This is a genomic window from Streptomyces montanisoli, from assembly GCF_017813245.1.
Taxonomy (GTDB): Bacteria; Actinomycetota; Actinomycetes; order Streptomycetales; family Streptomycetaceae; genus Streptomyces; species Streptomyces montanisoli.
Window position 1 is genome coordinate 1 of the sequence record NZ_JAGIQL010000033.1, and the last position, 16212, is coordinate 16212.

The following is a 16212-nucleotide window of genomic DNA, read 5'->3' on the forward strand; positions in this document are numbered from 1 at the left end:
CGGAGCGCCCGCCGGGCCGGGGCCCATGCGACGGGGCTGAGGGGCCGCGAGCGCGGTCCCGGGTGAGCGGCCGGCCGGCGACACACCGCGTGCGCCGCCGGGCCGGACACGAGGGCCGGGCGGGCCCACAATGTCCCCGATGCCTTGACCGTGCAGACCGACGACCGCAGACGGAAGGAACCGGACTTGCGTATCGACCTCGCAGGAAAGACCGCTCTCGTGACCGGCTCCACCCGGGGGATCGGCGCCGCCATCGCGAAGGGCCTGGCCAGGGCCGGCGCCCGGGTCGCAGTGAACGGCCGCACCGACGAATCCGTGGACAAGGCGCTCGACCAGCTGCGCGACGGCTCGCCCGGCGGCGACTTCGTCGGAGTTCCGGGCGACGTGTCGACGGACGAGGGCGCGCGCGCCGTGCTCGAAGCGCTGCCGCGCACCGACATCCTCTGCAACAACCTCGGCATCTTCGGGGCGCTGCCGGCGCTGGAGATCACCGACGACGAGTGGCGGCGCTACTTCGAGGTCAACGTGCTGGCCGCCGTCCGGCTCACCCGCGCCTACCTGCCCGGCATGACCGACCGCGGCTTCGGCCGGGTGCAGTACATCGCCAGCGACTCCGCGATCGCCGTGCCCGCCGAGATGATCCACTACGGCGTCACGAAGACCTCGCTCCTCGCCGTCGCCAGGGGGTTCGCCAAGACGGCGGCGGGCACCGGCGTCACGGTGAACTCCGTACTGGCCGGGCCCACCCACACCGGCGGCGTCGAGGAGTTCGTCTACCAGATGGTCGACAGCGAACTGCCGTGGGAGGAGGCGCAGCGGGTCTTCATGCGGGAGCACCGGCCCCAGTCGCTGCTCCAGCGCCTGATCGAGCCGGAGGAGATCGCCAACATGGTCGTCTACCTCAGCTCGCCGCTCGCGTCCGCCACCACGGGCGCGGCGGTGCGGGTGGACGGCGGCTACATCGACTCCATCGTGCCCTGACCCGCGGGCGCGGCCACGCCTGGCTCAGTCGAGGCGGCGCGTCGAGCTGCGGACGACGAGCTCGGGCTGGAGCACCACCGCGCGGTGCGAGTGGTGCTCCGCCTCCAGGCCCGTCTCCTCCATCAGCATCTCGGCCGCCGTGCGTCCCATGCGCTCTGCGGGCTGACGCACCGACGTCAGCGGTACGACGGCGGCCGCGGCGAACTCGATGTCGTCGTAGCCGATGATCGACACGTCTCCCGGCACGTCGACGCCCGCGCCGTACATCGCCTGGAGCACACCGAGCGCCAGCAGGTCGTTGGCGCAGAAGACGGCGGTGGGCCGCTCCGGCAGGCCGAGCAGGCGCGCGCCCGCGTCGATGCCCGACGCGACGTCCAGTCGCGCCGCCTCGACCTGGCGCAGCGCGTCGTCGGGCAGCCCCCCCTCGCGCAGCGCAGCCAGCGCGCCGGTGCGCCGGTCCCTGCACTGCGCCAGCTGCTTCGGCCCGCTGATGTACGTGACCGAGCGGTGCCCCGCCGCCAGCAGGTGCCGCACGGCGAGCGTGCCCCCCGCCACGTCGTCCACGGACACCGAGCAGCCGAGCGCCTGCGACACGGCGCGGTCAACGTGCACATACGGGATCTGCCTGCGGGCGAAGTCCCGCATGTTGCGGCCAGTCTCGTCGGCGGGCGTCACGAGCACGCCCCGCACACGCTGCTCCGCGAAGAGCGAGAGGTACTCGGCCTCCTCGGCGGAGCTGCTCGCGCTGTTGCAGAGCATCACCCCGAGCCCGGCCTCCCTGGCCGCGCGCTCGGCGCCCTTGGCGACCGCCACGAAGAACGGGTTGGCCATGTCCAGTACGAGTATCGCCAGGATGCGGCTCGTGCCGACCCGGAGCTGCCGCGCGGTCTCGCTGCGCACGAAGCCCAGCTCGTCGATGACCGCTCGTACCCGCACCCGGGTGCGCTCCGCGACCTTGTCGGGGCGGTTGAGCACGTTCGAGACGGTGCCGACGGAGACACCGGCGAGCCGGGCCACGTCCTTGATCCCCACCGTCTGTGCCACTTCGCCCGCCCTCATTCGCCTCGTCCCGGGGCCCGCGTGCCGCCGAGGATCTGGCGCCGGACCCGGGCCCACCATCATATGCGCGACCTCCCGAGGGACGGCGCGGCGGCCGGTGCCGGGGGCAGTGCCCGCCGCCGGCCCGCCGAACGCGTACCCGGACTGTCAGGCGCCCCAGCCCGCCTGGGTGCCGCCGACGCGGTCGGCCACGATCTTCTGCCCGTAACCGGAGGAGCGGTAGGCGGCGACCGGGTCGGCGTCGGCGCCCAGTTCGTCACGGACCTCCGCCACGAGCGGGCGCACGTCCGTGTTGTACGCGTCCATCAGCACCGCGTTCGCGCCCAGCACGTCACCCTCCCGCTGCGCCTTCGCGAGCGCGTCCCCGTCCACCAGCAGGGCCTTCGCCGTGGCCTCCTGAACGTTCATCACGGAACGGATGATCGCGGGGATCTTCTCCTCGATGTTGTGGCACTGGTCGAGCATGAACGCGATGCCGGCGTCGAGGCCGCCGCCGTGCACCACCTCGTACATGATCCGGAACAGCTGGAACGGATCGGCGGCGCCGACCATCAGGTCGTCGTCGGCGTAGAAGCGCGAGTTGAAGTCGAAGCCGCCGAGCTTCCCCTCCCGCAGCAGCATCGCCACGATGAACTCGATGTTCGTGCCCGGCGCGTGGTGGCCGGTGTCGACGACGACCTGCGCCTTCGGGCCGAGCTTGAGGCAGTGCGCGTACGCCGTGCCCCAGTCCGGCACGTCCGTCGTGTAGAAGGCCGGCTCGAACAGCTTGTACTCGAGCAGCATCCGCTGGTCGTCGCCGAGCCGCTCGTAGACGGCGGAAAGGGCCTCGGCCAGCCGTCCCTGGCGCGCGGAGATGTCGTCCTGGCCCGGGTAGTTGGTGCCGTCGGAGAACCACAGCTTGAGGTCGCGCGAGCCGGTGGCGTCCATGATGTCGACGCACTCGAGCAGGTGGCCGAGCGCCTTGCGGCGCACGGCCGCGTCGGGGTGCGTCACCGAGCCCAGCTTGTAGTCGTCGTCCTGGAAGACGTTGGAGTTGATGGCGCCGAGCCGCAGCCCGAGGTCGCCCGCGTAGGCGGCGAGCGTCGCATAGTCGTCGACGCGGTCCCACGGGATGTGCAGCGCCACGGTGGGCGCCACACCCGTGTGGGCGTGGACCCGGGCGGCGTCGGCCAGTTTCTCCTCGGGCGACCTCGGCACGCCCGGCTGGGCGAAGACCTTGAAGCGTGTCCCCGAATTGCCGAACGCCCACGAGGGCAACTCGATGGCCTGGGACTTCAGCGCGGCCTTCGCCGCGGACACAGCGGACTGACCTGACATCTCTCGGAGCTCCCGTGGTGGGGACCCGCCGCGCGGGCCGGCCGGCAACGCAGCCTTGATCGAACAATAGGCTGAATCGTTTCATTGCCAGGTCAACGTAGAGGACACCCCTTGGGGAGTCAAGGCTCTTGCCGTACTGTGCCGTTCGCGTCGGATCGGTCCACATCCGGGCGAGCCGGAAAATGTCGAGCAGACCCGTTGACTCCATCGGCCGAGGGCGTCTAGCTTCCAGGACATCCTTTTGAAACCTTTCACGATGTGCCAAGAGTGAGCCACGCCGAGGAGCCTTCGATGAACCAGCCCGAGACGGGCGGAGCCCCCGTTCTGGCACTGAGGGACGTGAGCAAGTCCTTCGGCGCGGTGCGGGCCTTGCGGGACGTGTCCCTCCAGCTGTTCCCCGGCGAGGTGCACGCACTCGCCGGGGAGAACGGCGCGGGCAAGTCCACCCTGATCAAGACGCTCGCCGGCGTGCACCGGCCCGACAGCGGCGAGGTGCTGCTCGACGGACGCCCCGTCACCTTCGCCGGGCCCGCCGACGCGCGCGACGCCGGGATCGCCGTCATCTACCAAGAGCCCACGCTCTTCCCCGACCTGTCGGTCGCCGAGAACATCTTCATGGGCCGCCAGCCGCGGCGCGGCCTGGGCCGCATCGACCGCGCGGCCGTCCGCTCGACCACCGAGGACCTGCTGAAGCGGCTCGGCGTGGCGCTCGACCCGGACAGGCTGGCACGCGGCCTTTCCATAGCCGACCAGCAGATCGTGGAGATCGCCAAGGCGCTCTCCTTCGACGCGCGCGTCCTGATCATGGACGAGCCGACCGCCGCGCTGACCGGCAGCGAGACCGCCCGCCTCTTCTCCGTCGTACGCGCACTCGAAGCCGAGGGCGCCGCCGTCCTGTTCATCTCGCACCGGCTGGAGGAGATCTTCCGGCTGTGCGCGCGGGTCACCACCCTGCGAGACGGCCGCTTCGTCTCGTCCGAGCCCCTCGAAGGACTCACCGAGGACGACCTGGTGCGCCGGATGGTCGGCCGCGACCTCGGCGAGCTCTACCCCAAGCAGAAGGCGAAGCTCGGCGAGACCGCCCTGACGGTACGCCGGCTCACCAGGGAGGGCGTCTTCCACGACGTCTCCTTCGAGGTCAAGCGGGGCGAGATCGTCGCGCTCGCCGGGCTCGTCGGCGCGGGCCGCAGCGAGGTCGCCCAAGCCGTCTTCGGCGTGGACCGCGCCGACGCGGGCGACGTCGAGGTGGCCGGCAGGAAGCTTCCCAAGGGGTCCCCGACCGCCGCCATGGAGGCGGGGCTCGCCCTCGTCCCCGAGGACCGCAGGCAGCGCGGCCTCGTGATGGCGATGTCCATCGAGCGCAACATCGGCCTGACCGGCCTCGGCAAGCTGGGCAGAGGAGGGCTGGTGCGCCGCGCCCTCGAACACGGACGCGCCGCCGACTGGGCCGTACGGCTCCAGCTCAAGTACAACCGCCTGGCCGACCCGGTCGGCGTGCTGTCGGGCGGCAACCAGCAGAAGGTCGTGCTGGCCAAGTGGCTCGCGACGCTGCCCGCCGTGCTGATCGTGGACGAACCCACCCGCGGCATCGACGTCGGCACCAAGGCCGAGGTGCACCGCCTGCTGTCCTCGCTCGCCGCCGACGGCCTCGCCGTCCTGATGATCTCCTCCGACCTGCCCGAGGTGCTCGGCATGGCCGACCGCGTGCTCGTCATGCACGAAGGCCGCCTCACGGCCGAGATACCCCGAGCCGAGGCCACCGAGGAGAGCGTGATGGCCGCGGCGACCGGACGAGAGAGGGCCGCGGCATGACCACCCTGACCGACAAGCCCACCGCGGCGACGGGCGAGCCCGGCTCGGCGCGCTCCCTCGTCGACACCGTCTTCCGCGCCAGGGAGATCAGCATCGCGGGCGCGCTCGTCCTGCTGATCCTGTGCACCTGGATCGCCAACCCCCGCTTCCTCGACAGCCAGGGCGTCAAGGACCTGCTCCTGAACGCGTCCATCCTGGTGCTGCTCGCGATCGGGCAGTCCGTCGTCGTCGTGACCCGCAACATCGACCTGTCCGTCGGCTCCGTGACGGGCCTGTCGGCCTTCGCCTGCGGCAAGTTCGTCGCCGACACCGAGCACGGCGTGCTGATCACCCTGCTGCTCGGCGTGGCGATCGGACTCGCCTGCGGCCTGGTCAGCGGAGCGCTCGTCAGCTTCGGCAGGGTGCCCGCGCTCGTGGTCACCCTGGGCATGCTCTACATCATCCAGGGCCTCGACTACTGGTGGGCGAGCGGCGACCAGATCAACGCGGCGCAGGTGCCCGAGGCGATCCTGCACCTCGGCAGCGGCAGCGTCCTCGGCGTGCCGTACCTGCCGCTCATCGCCGTGGTCCTGCTCGCGCTCACCACGTACTTCCTGCGCGGCTACCGCTCGGGCCGCGAGCTGTACGCGATCGGCTCCAACCCCGAGGCGGCCAGGCTCGCCGGCACCCCGATGCGCCGCCGCGTCCTCGGCGCCTACCTGTTCTCCGGGGCCGTCGCCGGATTCGCCGGCGCCCTCTGGCTCGCCCGGTTCGGCACGGTCGTCGCGGACAACGCACACGGCTACGAGCTGACCGTCGTGAGCGCCGTCGTCGTGGGCGGTGTCGCCATCACCGGCGGCACCGGCACCGCGTGGGGCGCGGCGCTCGGCGCCCTGCTGGTGACCACCATCGGCAGCGCCCTGGTGGTGCTGAAGGTCAGCTCGTTCTGGCAGGGCGCCATCACCGGCGCGCTGCTGCTCGCGGCCATCAGCGCCGACCGGATCGTCAACCTGCGGATGACAGCCGCACTGAGGAAGAGGAGCGCCCGCCATGGCCATGGCGCCTGACACCCGCAGCCCCGCGCCCGGCGCGGCCGGGAAGGCGGAGCCCCCGCTCACGGCCGGCCTGCGCGCGAAGTCCCTCGCCCTGCGCTGGGACACGGCGGTCGTCGCCCTGCTGATCGCGGTCTTCCTCGTCGGCCTCGGCACCACGGACGGCTTCAGCGGCGGCGGCAACCTCGCCTTCGCGTTCAACGACATATCCGAGGTCGCCCTGATCGCGCTGCCCATGACCCTGCTGGTCGTGGCGGGCGAGATCGACCTCTCCGTCGGCTCCATGCTCGGCTTCAGCAGCGCCCTCGCCGGCGCCCTGTGGAACGCCGGCTGGGCCTTCGAGACGATCGTGCCGATCGTCCTCGTCGTCGGGATACTCGGCGGCCTGCTCAACGGCTGGCTCGTCACCCGCGTGGGACTGCCCTCGCTGGCGGTGACCATCGGCACCCTCGCCCTCTACCGCGGTCTCGCCTCCGTCGTGCTCGGCAGCGACGCCATCACCGACTTCCCGTCGAAGTACGCCGCCTGGACGGCCAACACCACGACCCTCCCCGGCACGTTCCTGACCTATCCGATCGTGCTGTTCATCGTGCTCGCGATCGTGACGGCGTTCGTCCTGCACTCCACCTCCTTCGGCCGCTCCCTGTTCGCGATCGGCGCCCAGGAGGACGCCGCGTTCTTCGCGGGCATCAGGGTCAAGCGGTACAAGCTGCTGCTCTTCGTGCTCACCGGCCTGCTCTCCGCCTTCGCCGGCATCGTCTTCACGCTGCGCTACGGAAGCGCGCGTGCGGACAACGGCACCGGCTACGAACTGCTGGTCATCAGCGCGATCCTGCTCGGCGGCATCGACTTCGACGGCGGCAAGGGCACGCTCGCCGGGGCCGTCGCCGGCATCCTCCTCATCGGGGTCCTGCGCAACCTGCTCACGCTCAACGACGTGCCGGGCGAGGTGCAGACCGTCGTGACGGGCCTGCTCCTCGTCGCCTCCGTCCTCACCCCGCGGATCATCGGCGCCGTCACCGAACGGCGGCAACGGCGAGCGGCGTCCGCCGCTGCCGCCACCACCTGAAAACCCACCGCAACCCCGCCAGGGGCCGGCGCCGCCCGGCCGGCCCCGGCACGGCCCGCACACCCTCAGCAGCGACTTCCCGAAAGGCCACGACCCCATGACGATCCGTACCGCCGCCCGCGGGCGCACAGCAGCCACAGCCGCCGCCGTCTGCGCCCTGGCCGTCGCGCTCACCGCCTGCTCCGGCACCACCAAGAACGACGCCAAGAACGACGCGGGCGGCGCCGCGGCGAGCTCCGCGAAGGCCGACCCGAACGCGCCGCTGAAGAAGAACCTCAAAATGGCGTTCCTGCCCAAGCAGATCAACAACCCCTACGAGAAGATCGTCGACGACGCGGGCATCGCGGCGGCCAAGTCCTTCCACGGCACCGCCAAGGAGGTCGGCCCGTCCGACGCGAGCGCCTCCTCCCAGGTGTCGTACATCAACACGCTGATCCAGCAGCAGCAGGACGCGATCCTCGTCGCCGCCAACGACCCCAACGCGGTGTGCGGCCCCCTCAAGCAGGCCATGAAGCAGGGCATCAAGGTCGTCTCCTACGACTCCGACACCGCCAAGGACTGCCGCCAGATCTTCATCAACCAGGCGAGCTCCGAGGACATCGGACGCAGCCTCATCCAGCACATCGGCAAGCAGATCGGCTACAAGGGCAAGATCGCGATCCTCTCAGCGACGCAGAACGCGACCAACCAGAACACCTGGATCGACTTCATGAAGCAGGAGCTGAAGGACCCCAAGTACAAGAACATGAAGCTGGTCAAGGTGGCCTACGGCGACGACGACGACCAGAAGTCCTTCCAGCAGACCCAGGGCCTCCTCCAGGCGTACCCCGACCTCAAGGGCATCATCTCGCCCACCACCGTCGGCATCGCCGCCGCGGCGCGCTACCTCGACGACTCCTCGTACAAGGGCAAGGTCGTGCTCAACGGCCTCGGCACGCCCAACCAGATGCGCAAGTACGTCAAGGACGGCACCGTCGAGCAGTTCTCGCTGTGGAACCCGGAGAACCTCGGCTACCTCGGCGCCTACGCCGCCGCCGCCCTGGCGTCCGGCCAGATCACCGGCGCCCAGGGCGACACGTTCAGCGCCGGCAAGCTCGGCAAGTTCACCGTCGGCAAGGACGGCGAGGTCATCCTCGGCAAGCCGACCGTCTTCGACAAGACCAACATCGACCAGTTCCACTTCTGAGCCGGGGGGACGGCACCGTGCAGCGCGTCTGCTTCCTGCTGAAGGTGCGCGAGGACAGGGCGGCGGAGTACCGCGAGCGCCACGCCGAGGTGTGGCCGGAGATGCTCCAGGCCCTGACCGCGTCCGGCTGGCACAATTACTCGCTGTTCCTGCGCGAGGACGGACTGCTCGTCGGATACCTCGAGACCGAGGACTTCGAGGCGGCCCGCGAGGCCATGGGCCGCACCGGGGTCAACGCACGCTGGCAGTCCGGCATGGCCCCGTTCTTCGAACCACCCGAAGGGCGGGCCGGCGGGACGGGGCCCGCGCCCGACGAGGCGATGGTCCCGCTCACCGAGATATTCCACCTCGCCTGACGCACGGCGGCGTGTCACGTCCGAGGCGCGCGACACGCCGCCCACCGCCCGCACCCACCCGATGGAGGCGCCATGAACCACCGCACCCCCGCCGTCGCCCGCAAGCCCCGGATCGGGCTCGTCGCAGGGGGGCTCGGCGCCTACTGGCCGCAGTTCCCCGACCTGCTCCCGCAGCTCGAACGGTCCGCCGCGCGGGTCGTCGAGCGGATGCGGGCCTTCGACGCGGAGATCGTCGACGTCGGCTTCATCTCCGACGCGCAGCAGGGCGCCGAGGCCGCGGCGAGGCTGCGCGCCGCCGACTGCGACCTCATCGTCGGGTTCCTGACGACCTACATGACGGCGAGCATGCTCGTGCCCGTCGCCCGGCGCAGCGGCGCGCCCGTCCTGCTGATCAACCTCCAGCCGACGCCGTCCATGGACCACGCCTCGTTCGACACCGGCCAGTGGCTCGCCTACTGCGGCGCCTGCCCGCTGCCGGAGATGGCGAACGCCTTCGAACGCGTCGGCGTGGAGTTCAGGTCCGTCTCCGGGCACCTCGAGGACGAACGCGCATGGGAGCGCATCGGACGGTGGATCAGGGCCGCCGGCGTGCGCTCCGTCCTCAACAACGGCAGGCACGGGCTGATGGGGCACCTGTACCCGGGCATGTACGACGTCTCCACCGACCTCACCATGGTGACCGGCAACCTCGGCGGCCACATGGAGGTCCTGGAGTTCGACGACCTCAGGGTCAGGGTCGAGAAGGTCTCCGACGACGAGGTGGACGCCAAGCTGGCAGAGACCCGCGACGTCTTCGACCTCGACGGCTCCGTGGTGGAGGACGACCTGCGCTGGGCCGCGCGGGTGGCCGTCGGCCTCGACGGGCTCGTCGCCGACTTCGACCTGGACTCCCTCGCCTACTACCACCGCGGACTCGACGGCGAGACGCACGAGCGGCTCGGCGCCGGCATGATCCTCGGCGCCTCCCTGCTGACCGCGCGCGGGATCCCGACCTGCGGCGAGTACGAGCTGCGCACCTCGCTGGCCATGCTCGTCGCCGACCGGCTCGGCGCGGGCGGCTCCTTCACCGAGCTCCAGGCCCTCGACTTCACCGCCGGCGTCGTCGAGATGGGCCACGACGGGCCCGGCCACCTCGCCATCAGCGAGCGCAAGCCCCTGCTGCGCGGCCTCGGCGTCTACCACGGCAAGCGCGGCTGGGGCGTGTCCGTCGAGTTCGACGTACGGCACGGACCCGTCACGCTCGTCGGCCTCGGCCAGGGCCGCGACGGCTCGTACCGCCTCGTCGCCGCCGAGGGCGAGGTCGTCGGAGGCCCGCTGCTGAAGATCGGCAACACCACCTCCCGGGTGGACTTCGGCTGCGACCCCGGCGAATGGACGGACGCCTGGAGCGCGAGCGGCGTCGGCCACCACTGGGCCCTCGCCACCGGCCGCCTCCTGCCCGACCTGCGGGCACTCGCCGGCCTTACGGGCCTCGACCTCGTGGAGGTCGTCGTCTGATGGGCCGGGCCCGGCCGGCGGGGATCAAGGATGTGGCGGACGCGGCCGGAGTCTCGGTGGGCACCGTGTCCAACGTGATCAACCGCCCGGAATCCGTCACCGACGCCACCCGCCGCCGGGTGCTGAACGCCATCACCCGCCTCGGCTACGTCCGCAGCGAGTCGGCGCGCCAGCTGCGCGCGGGCAGCAGCCGCATGCTGGGCCTGCTCGTGCTCGACATGGCCAACCCGTTCTTCGTCGCGGTCGCCGCGGGCGCGGAGCGCTCGGCGCGCGACGCCGGGCTCGGCGTGATGGTCTGCGACAGCGCCGAGAGCACCGAGGAGGAGGCCGCCTACCTCACCATCTTCTCCGAGCAGCGGGTGCGCGGCGTGCTCGTCTCGCCCGCCGACACCACCGGGAAGACCCTCGACGTCCTGCGCCGCCACGAAATCCCGTTCGTCTCCGTCGACCGGGTCGTGCCGAGCGAGAACGGCTGCTCCGTGGCGGTGGACGACGTGACGGGCGGCGAGCTCGCCGTGCGCCACCTGCTCCAGGCCGGCCACCGCCGCCTCGCGTACGTCAGCGGACCGATGCACCTGGCCCAGTGCCAGGAGCGCCGCGACGGCGCGCTCGCCGCGCTCGCGGCCGCCGGGCTGCCCCCCACCGCCCTGCGCCACATCGAGGCCGCGCGCCTCGACGTCGCCTCCGGCAGGGACGCCGGCGCCCGGCTGCTCGGCGCCCAGCCGCGGCCCACCGCGGTCTTCTGCGCCAACGACCTGCTGGCACTCGGTGTGCTCCAGGCGCTGTACGACGCCGGCGTGCGCGTCCCCGAGGACACGGCGCTCGTCGGCTACGACGACATAGAGTTCGCGGCGGCCGCCGCCGTGCCCCTGACCTCCGTGCGCCAGCCCGCCACCCGGCTCGGCGCCCTCGCGGCCGGCCTGCTCATCGAGGAGACCGGGGCGCGGGCGTCGGCCCACCGCCACCGGCGCATCGTGCTGGAACCCGAACTCGTGGTCCGCGCCTCCTCGCTGCCCCACCGCCGCCGGGCCTGACACCGGAGAACCCACCGCGTCCGGATATCCGTCGCGCATAACCGTTGCGCCGTCACCTCGTTGTGCGAGGTGGGACGGTGACCCCTCGTCCCGTCCCGTACGACGAGCGGAGGAGCCCATGACGGGTGCCACGACGGGTGTCACGGCAGGCGGCGGACGGACCAGGCGCGCACTCCTGCGCACCCTGTTCGGCCTCGGGGCGCTGGGCGGCACGGCCGCGGCCCTCGCTCCCCTCGTGCGCGCCGACCGCGCGGCGCGCACCCGCACCGTGGACCCGCCGGCCCCAGGAGCCCGGCCGTACCGGGAGGCGGTCGAGGAGACCTACCGGGGCCGCCACATCAGCATCAGGCCTTCCGCGGGAGTGGCCACGACCGGGCCCGCCGCGTACCGGCCGGGTGTGCACCCCGGCGTCCCGGCGGACGACGTCCTCGTCGACGGCAGGCCCCTGAAGCTCATGCGGCGGGCCGACGGCGGCTGGATGAGCGTCGTCAACCACTTCGAGTCGTTCCCGACGCCGCTGGCCGCCGCCCGCGCCGCCGTCGACGACCTGCACGGCGCCCGGCTGTCACTCGACGGCCCGATGCTCCACCACGCCTGACCGAACCGGGGAGGACCACAACCGCCATGTACACGAGGAAGAACCAGCGGGACCTCACGGGCGCGGAGAAGAAGAGCTTCGTCAACGCGGTGCTCGAACTGAAGAGGCGCGGCCACTACGACGAGTTCGTCCGCACCCACGTCGAGTTCTACACGCCGGACGGCGAGAGCGGTCTGCGCTCGGGGCACATGGCCCCCACCTTCTTCCCCTGGCACCGCAGGTTCCTGCTGGAGTTCGAGGGAGCTCTGCGCTCCGTCGACCCGGGGGTCAGCCTGCCGTACTGGGACTGGACGAAGGACAACACACCGGCCGCCGCGCTGTGGGGCGACGATTTCCTCGGCGGCACGGGCCGCTCCCGGGACCAGCAGGTCATGACGGGACCCTTCGCCTACCGGTCCGGCAACTGGACCGTACGCGACAACGTCACCGACGACCCCTTCCTCACCCGCGACCTCGGTCGGCCGGGCCGCGACCCCATCGTGCTGCCCACCGTGCGGGAGCTGGAGTCGGCGATGAAGCGGCCCGTCTACGACGTGGCGCCCTGGGACTCGACGCCCACGAAAGGGTTCCGCAACGGCCTGGAGGGGTGGGTGAAGCCCGGCGTCGACCAGCCGTGGCGCAACCACAACCGGGTGCACCGCTGGGTCGGTGGCGACATGCTGGGTGCAGCGTCCCCCAACGATCCGGTGTTCTGGCTGCACCACGCGTTCGTGGACCTGCTGTGGGACCGCTGGCAGGCCAGGCACCCGAAGGCGGGATACCTGCCGGCGAAGAAGCTGCCCGCGGGAGACCCGCAGAGCGGACGCGTCATCAGCCTGCACGAGCCGATGCCGCCGTGGAACGTGACGCCCTCGGCGATGCTCGGCCACGCGAAGACCTACCGGTACGCCTGAGGGGTTCGGGAGGTCGCAAACGCACCGAAACGGCCCCCGCGCGGAACGCGGAGGCCGTTTCGGGAAGGGGCAGGGCGACGGGCACCCGACAGGTCCCCGCCGCCCGGCGCGGGCGGGCGGCCCGCACAAAGGGATCAGCCGCCGTAGCCGCCCTGGCCGCCGTCGTCGTGGTGGCCGTGGTGGTGGTCGTGGCTGTCGACGTTGGCACAGGTGTTGCCGAAGGCCGGGTTCAGCAGGCCGATGACGTCGACCGTGTTGCCGCACAGGTTCACCGGCACGTGGACGGGCACCTGCAGGACGTTGCCGGACAGGACGCCCGGCGAGTTGACGGCGGCGGCACCCGCGCCGGCGTCGGCGGCGGCCATTCCGGCACCGCCGGCCAGCACGGCACCGGCGCCGGCCAGCACCGCGGTTGCCTTCGTGATACGCGACATCAGGAATCTCCTTGAACGTTTGCTGCACAGCCGCACGATGTGCGGCCTCACGCACGTTCAACGCCGGGACTCCGGCCGGGTAACGGCGATCGCCGCAGATCGCCGTCGAATGGGTGCACCCGGGGGTCATGCCAGCAGCCCGAGACCGCCCACCAGCCTGTCCACGGCGTTGCGCGGCCCGACGAGCGCCACACCCAGGTACACCATCTCGTCGCTCTTCGTGCCGCCCATCAGTTCGGTGAACTCCGTGTACACGCGGGAGGCCTGCGCGTGTCCCGGCATGTCGACGACGAGCATCCGGTCCTTGCCCGCCGCCTTGTCCCTGATGGCCCGCAGCCGCTCCGTCCCGGTGGCCAGCACGCTGCATCCGGCCCACGGCAGGCCCGTGTGCGCCACGCCCGAAGCGTCCTCGGTGTCAGGACCGAGCAGGCGCGGCAGAGCCCTGCCCACGGCGGCGGCCATGCAGGCGGCGGCGTTCGCCGCACGCCCGGGCGGCAGGGTCTCGTCGACGACGATCACCCACTTCAGCCGTGCTTTGCGGGTCGACTCGTGCAGGGTGATGTCGGCATCGGTGAGCTCGGGCAGGGACATCGGACTCCTTGGTACGTCATCGCGTCGGCATTCCGCGGCTAAGCTAGCCAGACATCCTGCGGCAGTCACTCAGCACCGAATTCAATGCGCCGATAGTGGGAATCCATGAAATTTGATGCGGTCGACCGGGCTCTGCTGCGCGAGTTGCAGAACGACGCACGGCAGACCAACCGCGACCTCGCCGCCAAGACCGGCGTCTCGCCGTCCACCTCCCTGGAGAGGGTGCGTCTGCTGCGCGAGCGCGGCGCCATCACCGGCTACCACGCGGCCGTCGACCTCGATGCCATGGGAAGGCCGGTGCAGGCCCTGATCTCCGTGCGGATCAGGCCGCCTGCCAGGCCCGTCATCGACGGGTTCAGGAACTGGTCCGCCCGGCTGCCCGAGGTCATCGGCCTCTTCGTCACCTCGGGCACCCACGACTTCCTGCTGCACGTGGCCGTCCCCGACGTGAACGGCGTCTACGCGTTCGTCATCGACCGGCTCACCGAGCGGCGCGAGGTCGCCGACGTCCAGACGGCGATGGTGTACGAGCACGTCACGCCCGGCCGGATCGACCCCGCCACCGGCCACGGCGCGGAGCCGCACGCCGGAGCCTGAGCCGGCCGGCGCCACCGGCGCGGGCCCGCGCCGAGCCCTCACTGCTCCGCCGGGGAGTGTTCGGGGCCGAACGGTGAGAAAGTGGCAGCATGGCCGATGGGGGACCATCCGGCGGTGCCGCGCCGGACATGCAGATCCCGCCCGTCCATCCGGTCCGGACGCGGGCGGGGGGAGGCATGGGCAGTTTCGACTGGGACCTGCGCGGTGGCCTGCTCGACCTCGACCCCTCGGCGCTCGCCGTGCTCGGCCTGAGGCCCGAGGAGTACGACGGCAGGGCCGTGAGCGCCACCCGCCTGATCCCGGCGGAGGAGGCGGCGCGGCTGCGCGCGCGGGCCCGGCAGGTCCTGAAGCAGGGACTGGACGGCTTCGGCGCCTACTACAGGACCAGGGGGCAGGACGGGGTGCTGCGCACCCTGCACTCCCAGGCGCAGATCCGTTTCGACGACAAGGGCAGGCCGGCCCGTATCGTCGGCGTCGTCCGCGCGGCGGACACGGTGGCCGAACGGGCGACCATAGGCCGCGACCGCGCGGGCGTCACCGAACGGCTGACCTCGCTGATGGAGCAGGCGGTCTCCGTCGACGACGTCACCGCCGCGCTCAACGACGCGGAAGTGCTGGGCAGCCTGGGTGCCATGGGCGTGATGCTCGGCATGGTGGGCGGCGGCAGGATGCACCTCCTCGTCCATCCCGGCCTCGACCTCGTCCTGCCGGTCCAGGAGCGCTCCCGCCTGGACGAGCCCCTGCCGATGGCGGCCACCGTCGTGACGGGCACGCCGCGGTTCGTGGGGGCGCCGAGCGAGTTCCGCAGGCGGTATCCCACCATGTGGCCAGGCGTCGACCCCTTCCCGCTGGGCGCGGGCGCCTACCTCCCGCTCGTCGTCGAGTCCCGCTGCATCGGCGTGCTCGGCGTGCTCTTCCCCGAGCCGCACGTCTTTCCGCAGGAGGAACGCGACCTGCTGGTCACGCTCGCCGGCGGCATCGCCCAGGGCCTGCAGCGCGCCATGCTGCACGGGCAGGAGCACGACCTGGCGGAGAGCCTCCAGCGGGCGATGCTGCCGCGTGTCATCCCGGCCGTGCCGGGCGCCACGATCGCCGTGCGCTACCGGTCGGCGCGGCTCGGCAGGAACGTCGGCGGCGACTGGTACGACGTGATAGAGCTGCCCGGCGCGGTGGGCGTGACGGTCGGCGACGTCCAGGGCCACGACACCGAGGCGGCGGCCGTCATGGGGCAGCTGCGCATGGCGCTGTCCGCGTACGTCGCGGAGGGGCACCCGCCGGCCACGGCGCTCGCCCGTACGTCGACGTTCCTGCGCGAGCTGGACACGGATCGCTTCGCGACCTGCACGTACGTCAAGTGCGACCTGGCGTCCGGCGAGTTGCGCATCGTCCGGGCAGGCCACCTGGACGTCCTCGTGCGGCGCCGCGACGGCGCGTGCCGGTGGATCGACTCGGCCGGGGGGCTGCCGCTCGGCCTCTCCGCCGAGTTCTCCGGCTCGGGCGCGATCTACCACCCCGTGACACGTGCCGTGCTCGCTCCGGGCGAGACCATGCTGCTGTGCACGGACGGCCTGGTGGAGCTGCCGGGCACCGACCTCGGCAGCAGGATGTGCGCGCTGAGCGACGCCATGGCCGCGGGACCCGCCGAGGTCGAGCCGCTCGCCGACCACCTCCTCGACATGGCGGCCGCCCAGAAGGGCGGGGACGACATGGCCCTGCTCCTGCTGCGACGCGACGCCTGAGCGGACGCGTCTCGCGCC

General features: G+C 71.8%; 16 protein-coding genes. 12 read left to right on the plus strand and 4 right to left on the minus strand.

The window, feature by feature from the left end:
- The first annotated feature begins 186 nt into the window (after positions 1-186).
- Positions 187-981, plus strand: coding sequence for an SDR family NAD(P)-dependent oxidoreductase (locus JFN87_RS10940; RefSeq protein ID WP_209339795.1), 795 nt, complete (start codon positions 187-189; stop codon positions 979-981).
- 24 nt (positions 982-1005) lie between these two features.
- Here the strand turns inward: JFN87_RS10940 and JFN87_RS10945 are convergent, their stop codons facing one another.
- Positions 1006-2025 carry a LacI family DNA-binding transcriptional regulator gene (locus JFN87_RS10945; RefSeq protein ID WP_209339796.1) on the minus strand — a complete coding sequence of 340 codons (1020 nt, stop codon included), beginning with the start codon at positions 2023-2025 and terminating at the stop codon, positions 1006-1008.
- Between the two features lie 162 nt (positions 2026-2187).
- Positions 2188-3357, minus strand: coding sequence for an L-rhamnose isomerase (gene rhaI, locus JFN87_RS10950; protein WP_209339797.1), 1170 nt, complete (start codon positions 3355-3357; stop codon positions 2188-2190).
- A 291-nt stretch (positions 3358-3648) separates the two neighbouring features.
- On the opposite strand from rhaI, the gene JFN87_RS10955 reads away from it, so the two are divergent.
- From JFN87_RS10955 to JFN87_RS10995, 9 genes are all read left to right on the plus strand, one after another.
- The gene (locus JFN87_RS10955) at positions 3649-5169 is read left to right on the plus strand and encodes a sugar ABC transporter ATP-binding protein (RefSeq protein ID WP_209339798.1); all 1521 of its coding nucleotides are present in this window, start codon (positions 3649-3651) and stop codon (positions 5167-5169) included.
- Positions 5166-6215, plus strand: a complete 1050-nt coding sequence (locus tag JFN87_RS10960) for an ABC transporter permease (protein WP_209339799.1) — start codon at positions 5166-5168, stop codon at positions 6213-6215. Before JFN87_RS10955 ends, JFN87_RS10960 begins: the two co-directional genes overlap by 4 nt.
- Entirely contained in the window at positions 6199-7269 is a 1071-nt protein-coding gene (locus JFN87_RS10965) for an ABC transporter permease (RefSeq protein ID WP_209339800.1), read from the plus strand. Before JFN87_RS10960 ends, JFN87_RS10965 begins: the two co-directional genes overlap by 17 nt.
- A 97-nt stretch (positions 7270-7366) precedes the next feature.
- Complete coding sequence (gene rhaS, locus JFN87_RS10970; protein WP_209339801.1) at positions 7367-8455, plus strand: rhamnose ABC transporter substrate-binding protein; 1089 nt, start codon at positions 7367-7369, stop codon at positions 8453-8455.
- A gap of 17 nt (positions 8456-8472) precedes the next feature.
- Positions 8473-8811, plus strand: a complete 339-nt coding sequence (locus JFN87_RS10975; protein ID WP_209339802.1) for an L-rhamnose mutarotase — start codon at positions 8473-8475, stop codon at positions 8809-8811.
- 72 nt (positions 8812-8883) lie between these two features.
- The gene (locus tag JFN87_RS10980) at positions 8884-10308 is read left to right on the plus strand and encodes an L-fucose/L-arabinose isomerase family protein (RefSeq protein WP_209339803.1); all 1425 of its coding nucleotides are present in this window, start codon (positions 8884-8886) and stop codon (positions 10306-10308) included.
- On the plus strand, positions 10308-11342 hold the full coding sequence (locus JFN87_RS10985) for a LacI family DNA-binding transcriptional regulator (protein ID WP_209339804.1): 1035 nt from the start codon (positions 10308-10310) through the stop codon (positions 11340-11342). Before JFN87_RS10980 ends, JFN87_RS10985 begins: the two co-directional genes overlap by 1 nt.
- Positions 11343-11460: 118 nt before the next feature.
- Positions 11461-11940 carry a tyrosinase family oxidase copper chaperone gene (locus JFN87_RS10990; protein ID WP_209339805.1) on the plus strand — a complete coding sequence of 160 codons (480 nt, stop codon included), beginning with the start codon at positions 11461-11463 and terminating at the stop codon, positions 11938-11940.
- 26 nt (positions 11941-11966) lie between these two features.
- Positions 11967-12833, plus strand: coding sequence for a tyrosinase family protein (locus JFN87_RS10995; RefSeq protein WP_209339806.1), 867 nt, complete (start codon positions 11967-11969; stop codon positions 12831-12833).
- Positions 12834-12967: 134 nt separating this feature from the next.
- Here the strand turns inward: JFN87_RS10995 and JFN87_RS11000 are convergent, their stop codons facing one another.
- Both JFN87_RS11000 and JFN87_RS11005 read right to left on the minus strand, forming a co-directional pair.
- Entirely contained in the window at positions 12968-13267 is a 300-nt protein-coding gene (locus JFN87_RS11000; protein WP_209339807.1) for a chaplin, read from the minus strand.
- A gap of 126 nt (positions 13268-13393) precedes the next feature.
- Entirely contained in the window at positions 13394-13858 is a 465-nt protein-coding gene (locus tag JFN87_RS11005; protein ID WP_209339808.1) for a DUF2000 domain-containing protein, read from the minus strand.
- Between the two features lie 105 nt (positions 13859-13963).
- Here JFN87_RS11005 and JFN87_RS11010 point away from each other — a divergent pair, with 105 nt between their 5' ends.
- A complete protein-coding gene (locus JFN87_RS11010) occupies positions 13964-14455 on the plus strand; it encodes an Lrp/AsnC family transcriptional regulator (RefSeq protein ID WP_209339809.1) in 492 nt (163 codons plus the stop codon).
- Positions 14456-14631: 176 nt separating this feature from the next.
- Entirely contained in the window at positions 14632-16194 is a 1563-nt protein-coding gene (locus tag JFN87_RS11015; protein ID WP_209339810.1) for a SpoIIE family protein phosphatase, read from the plus strand.
- Positions 16195-16212 lie beyond the last annotated feature (18 nt).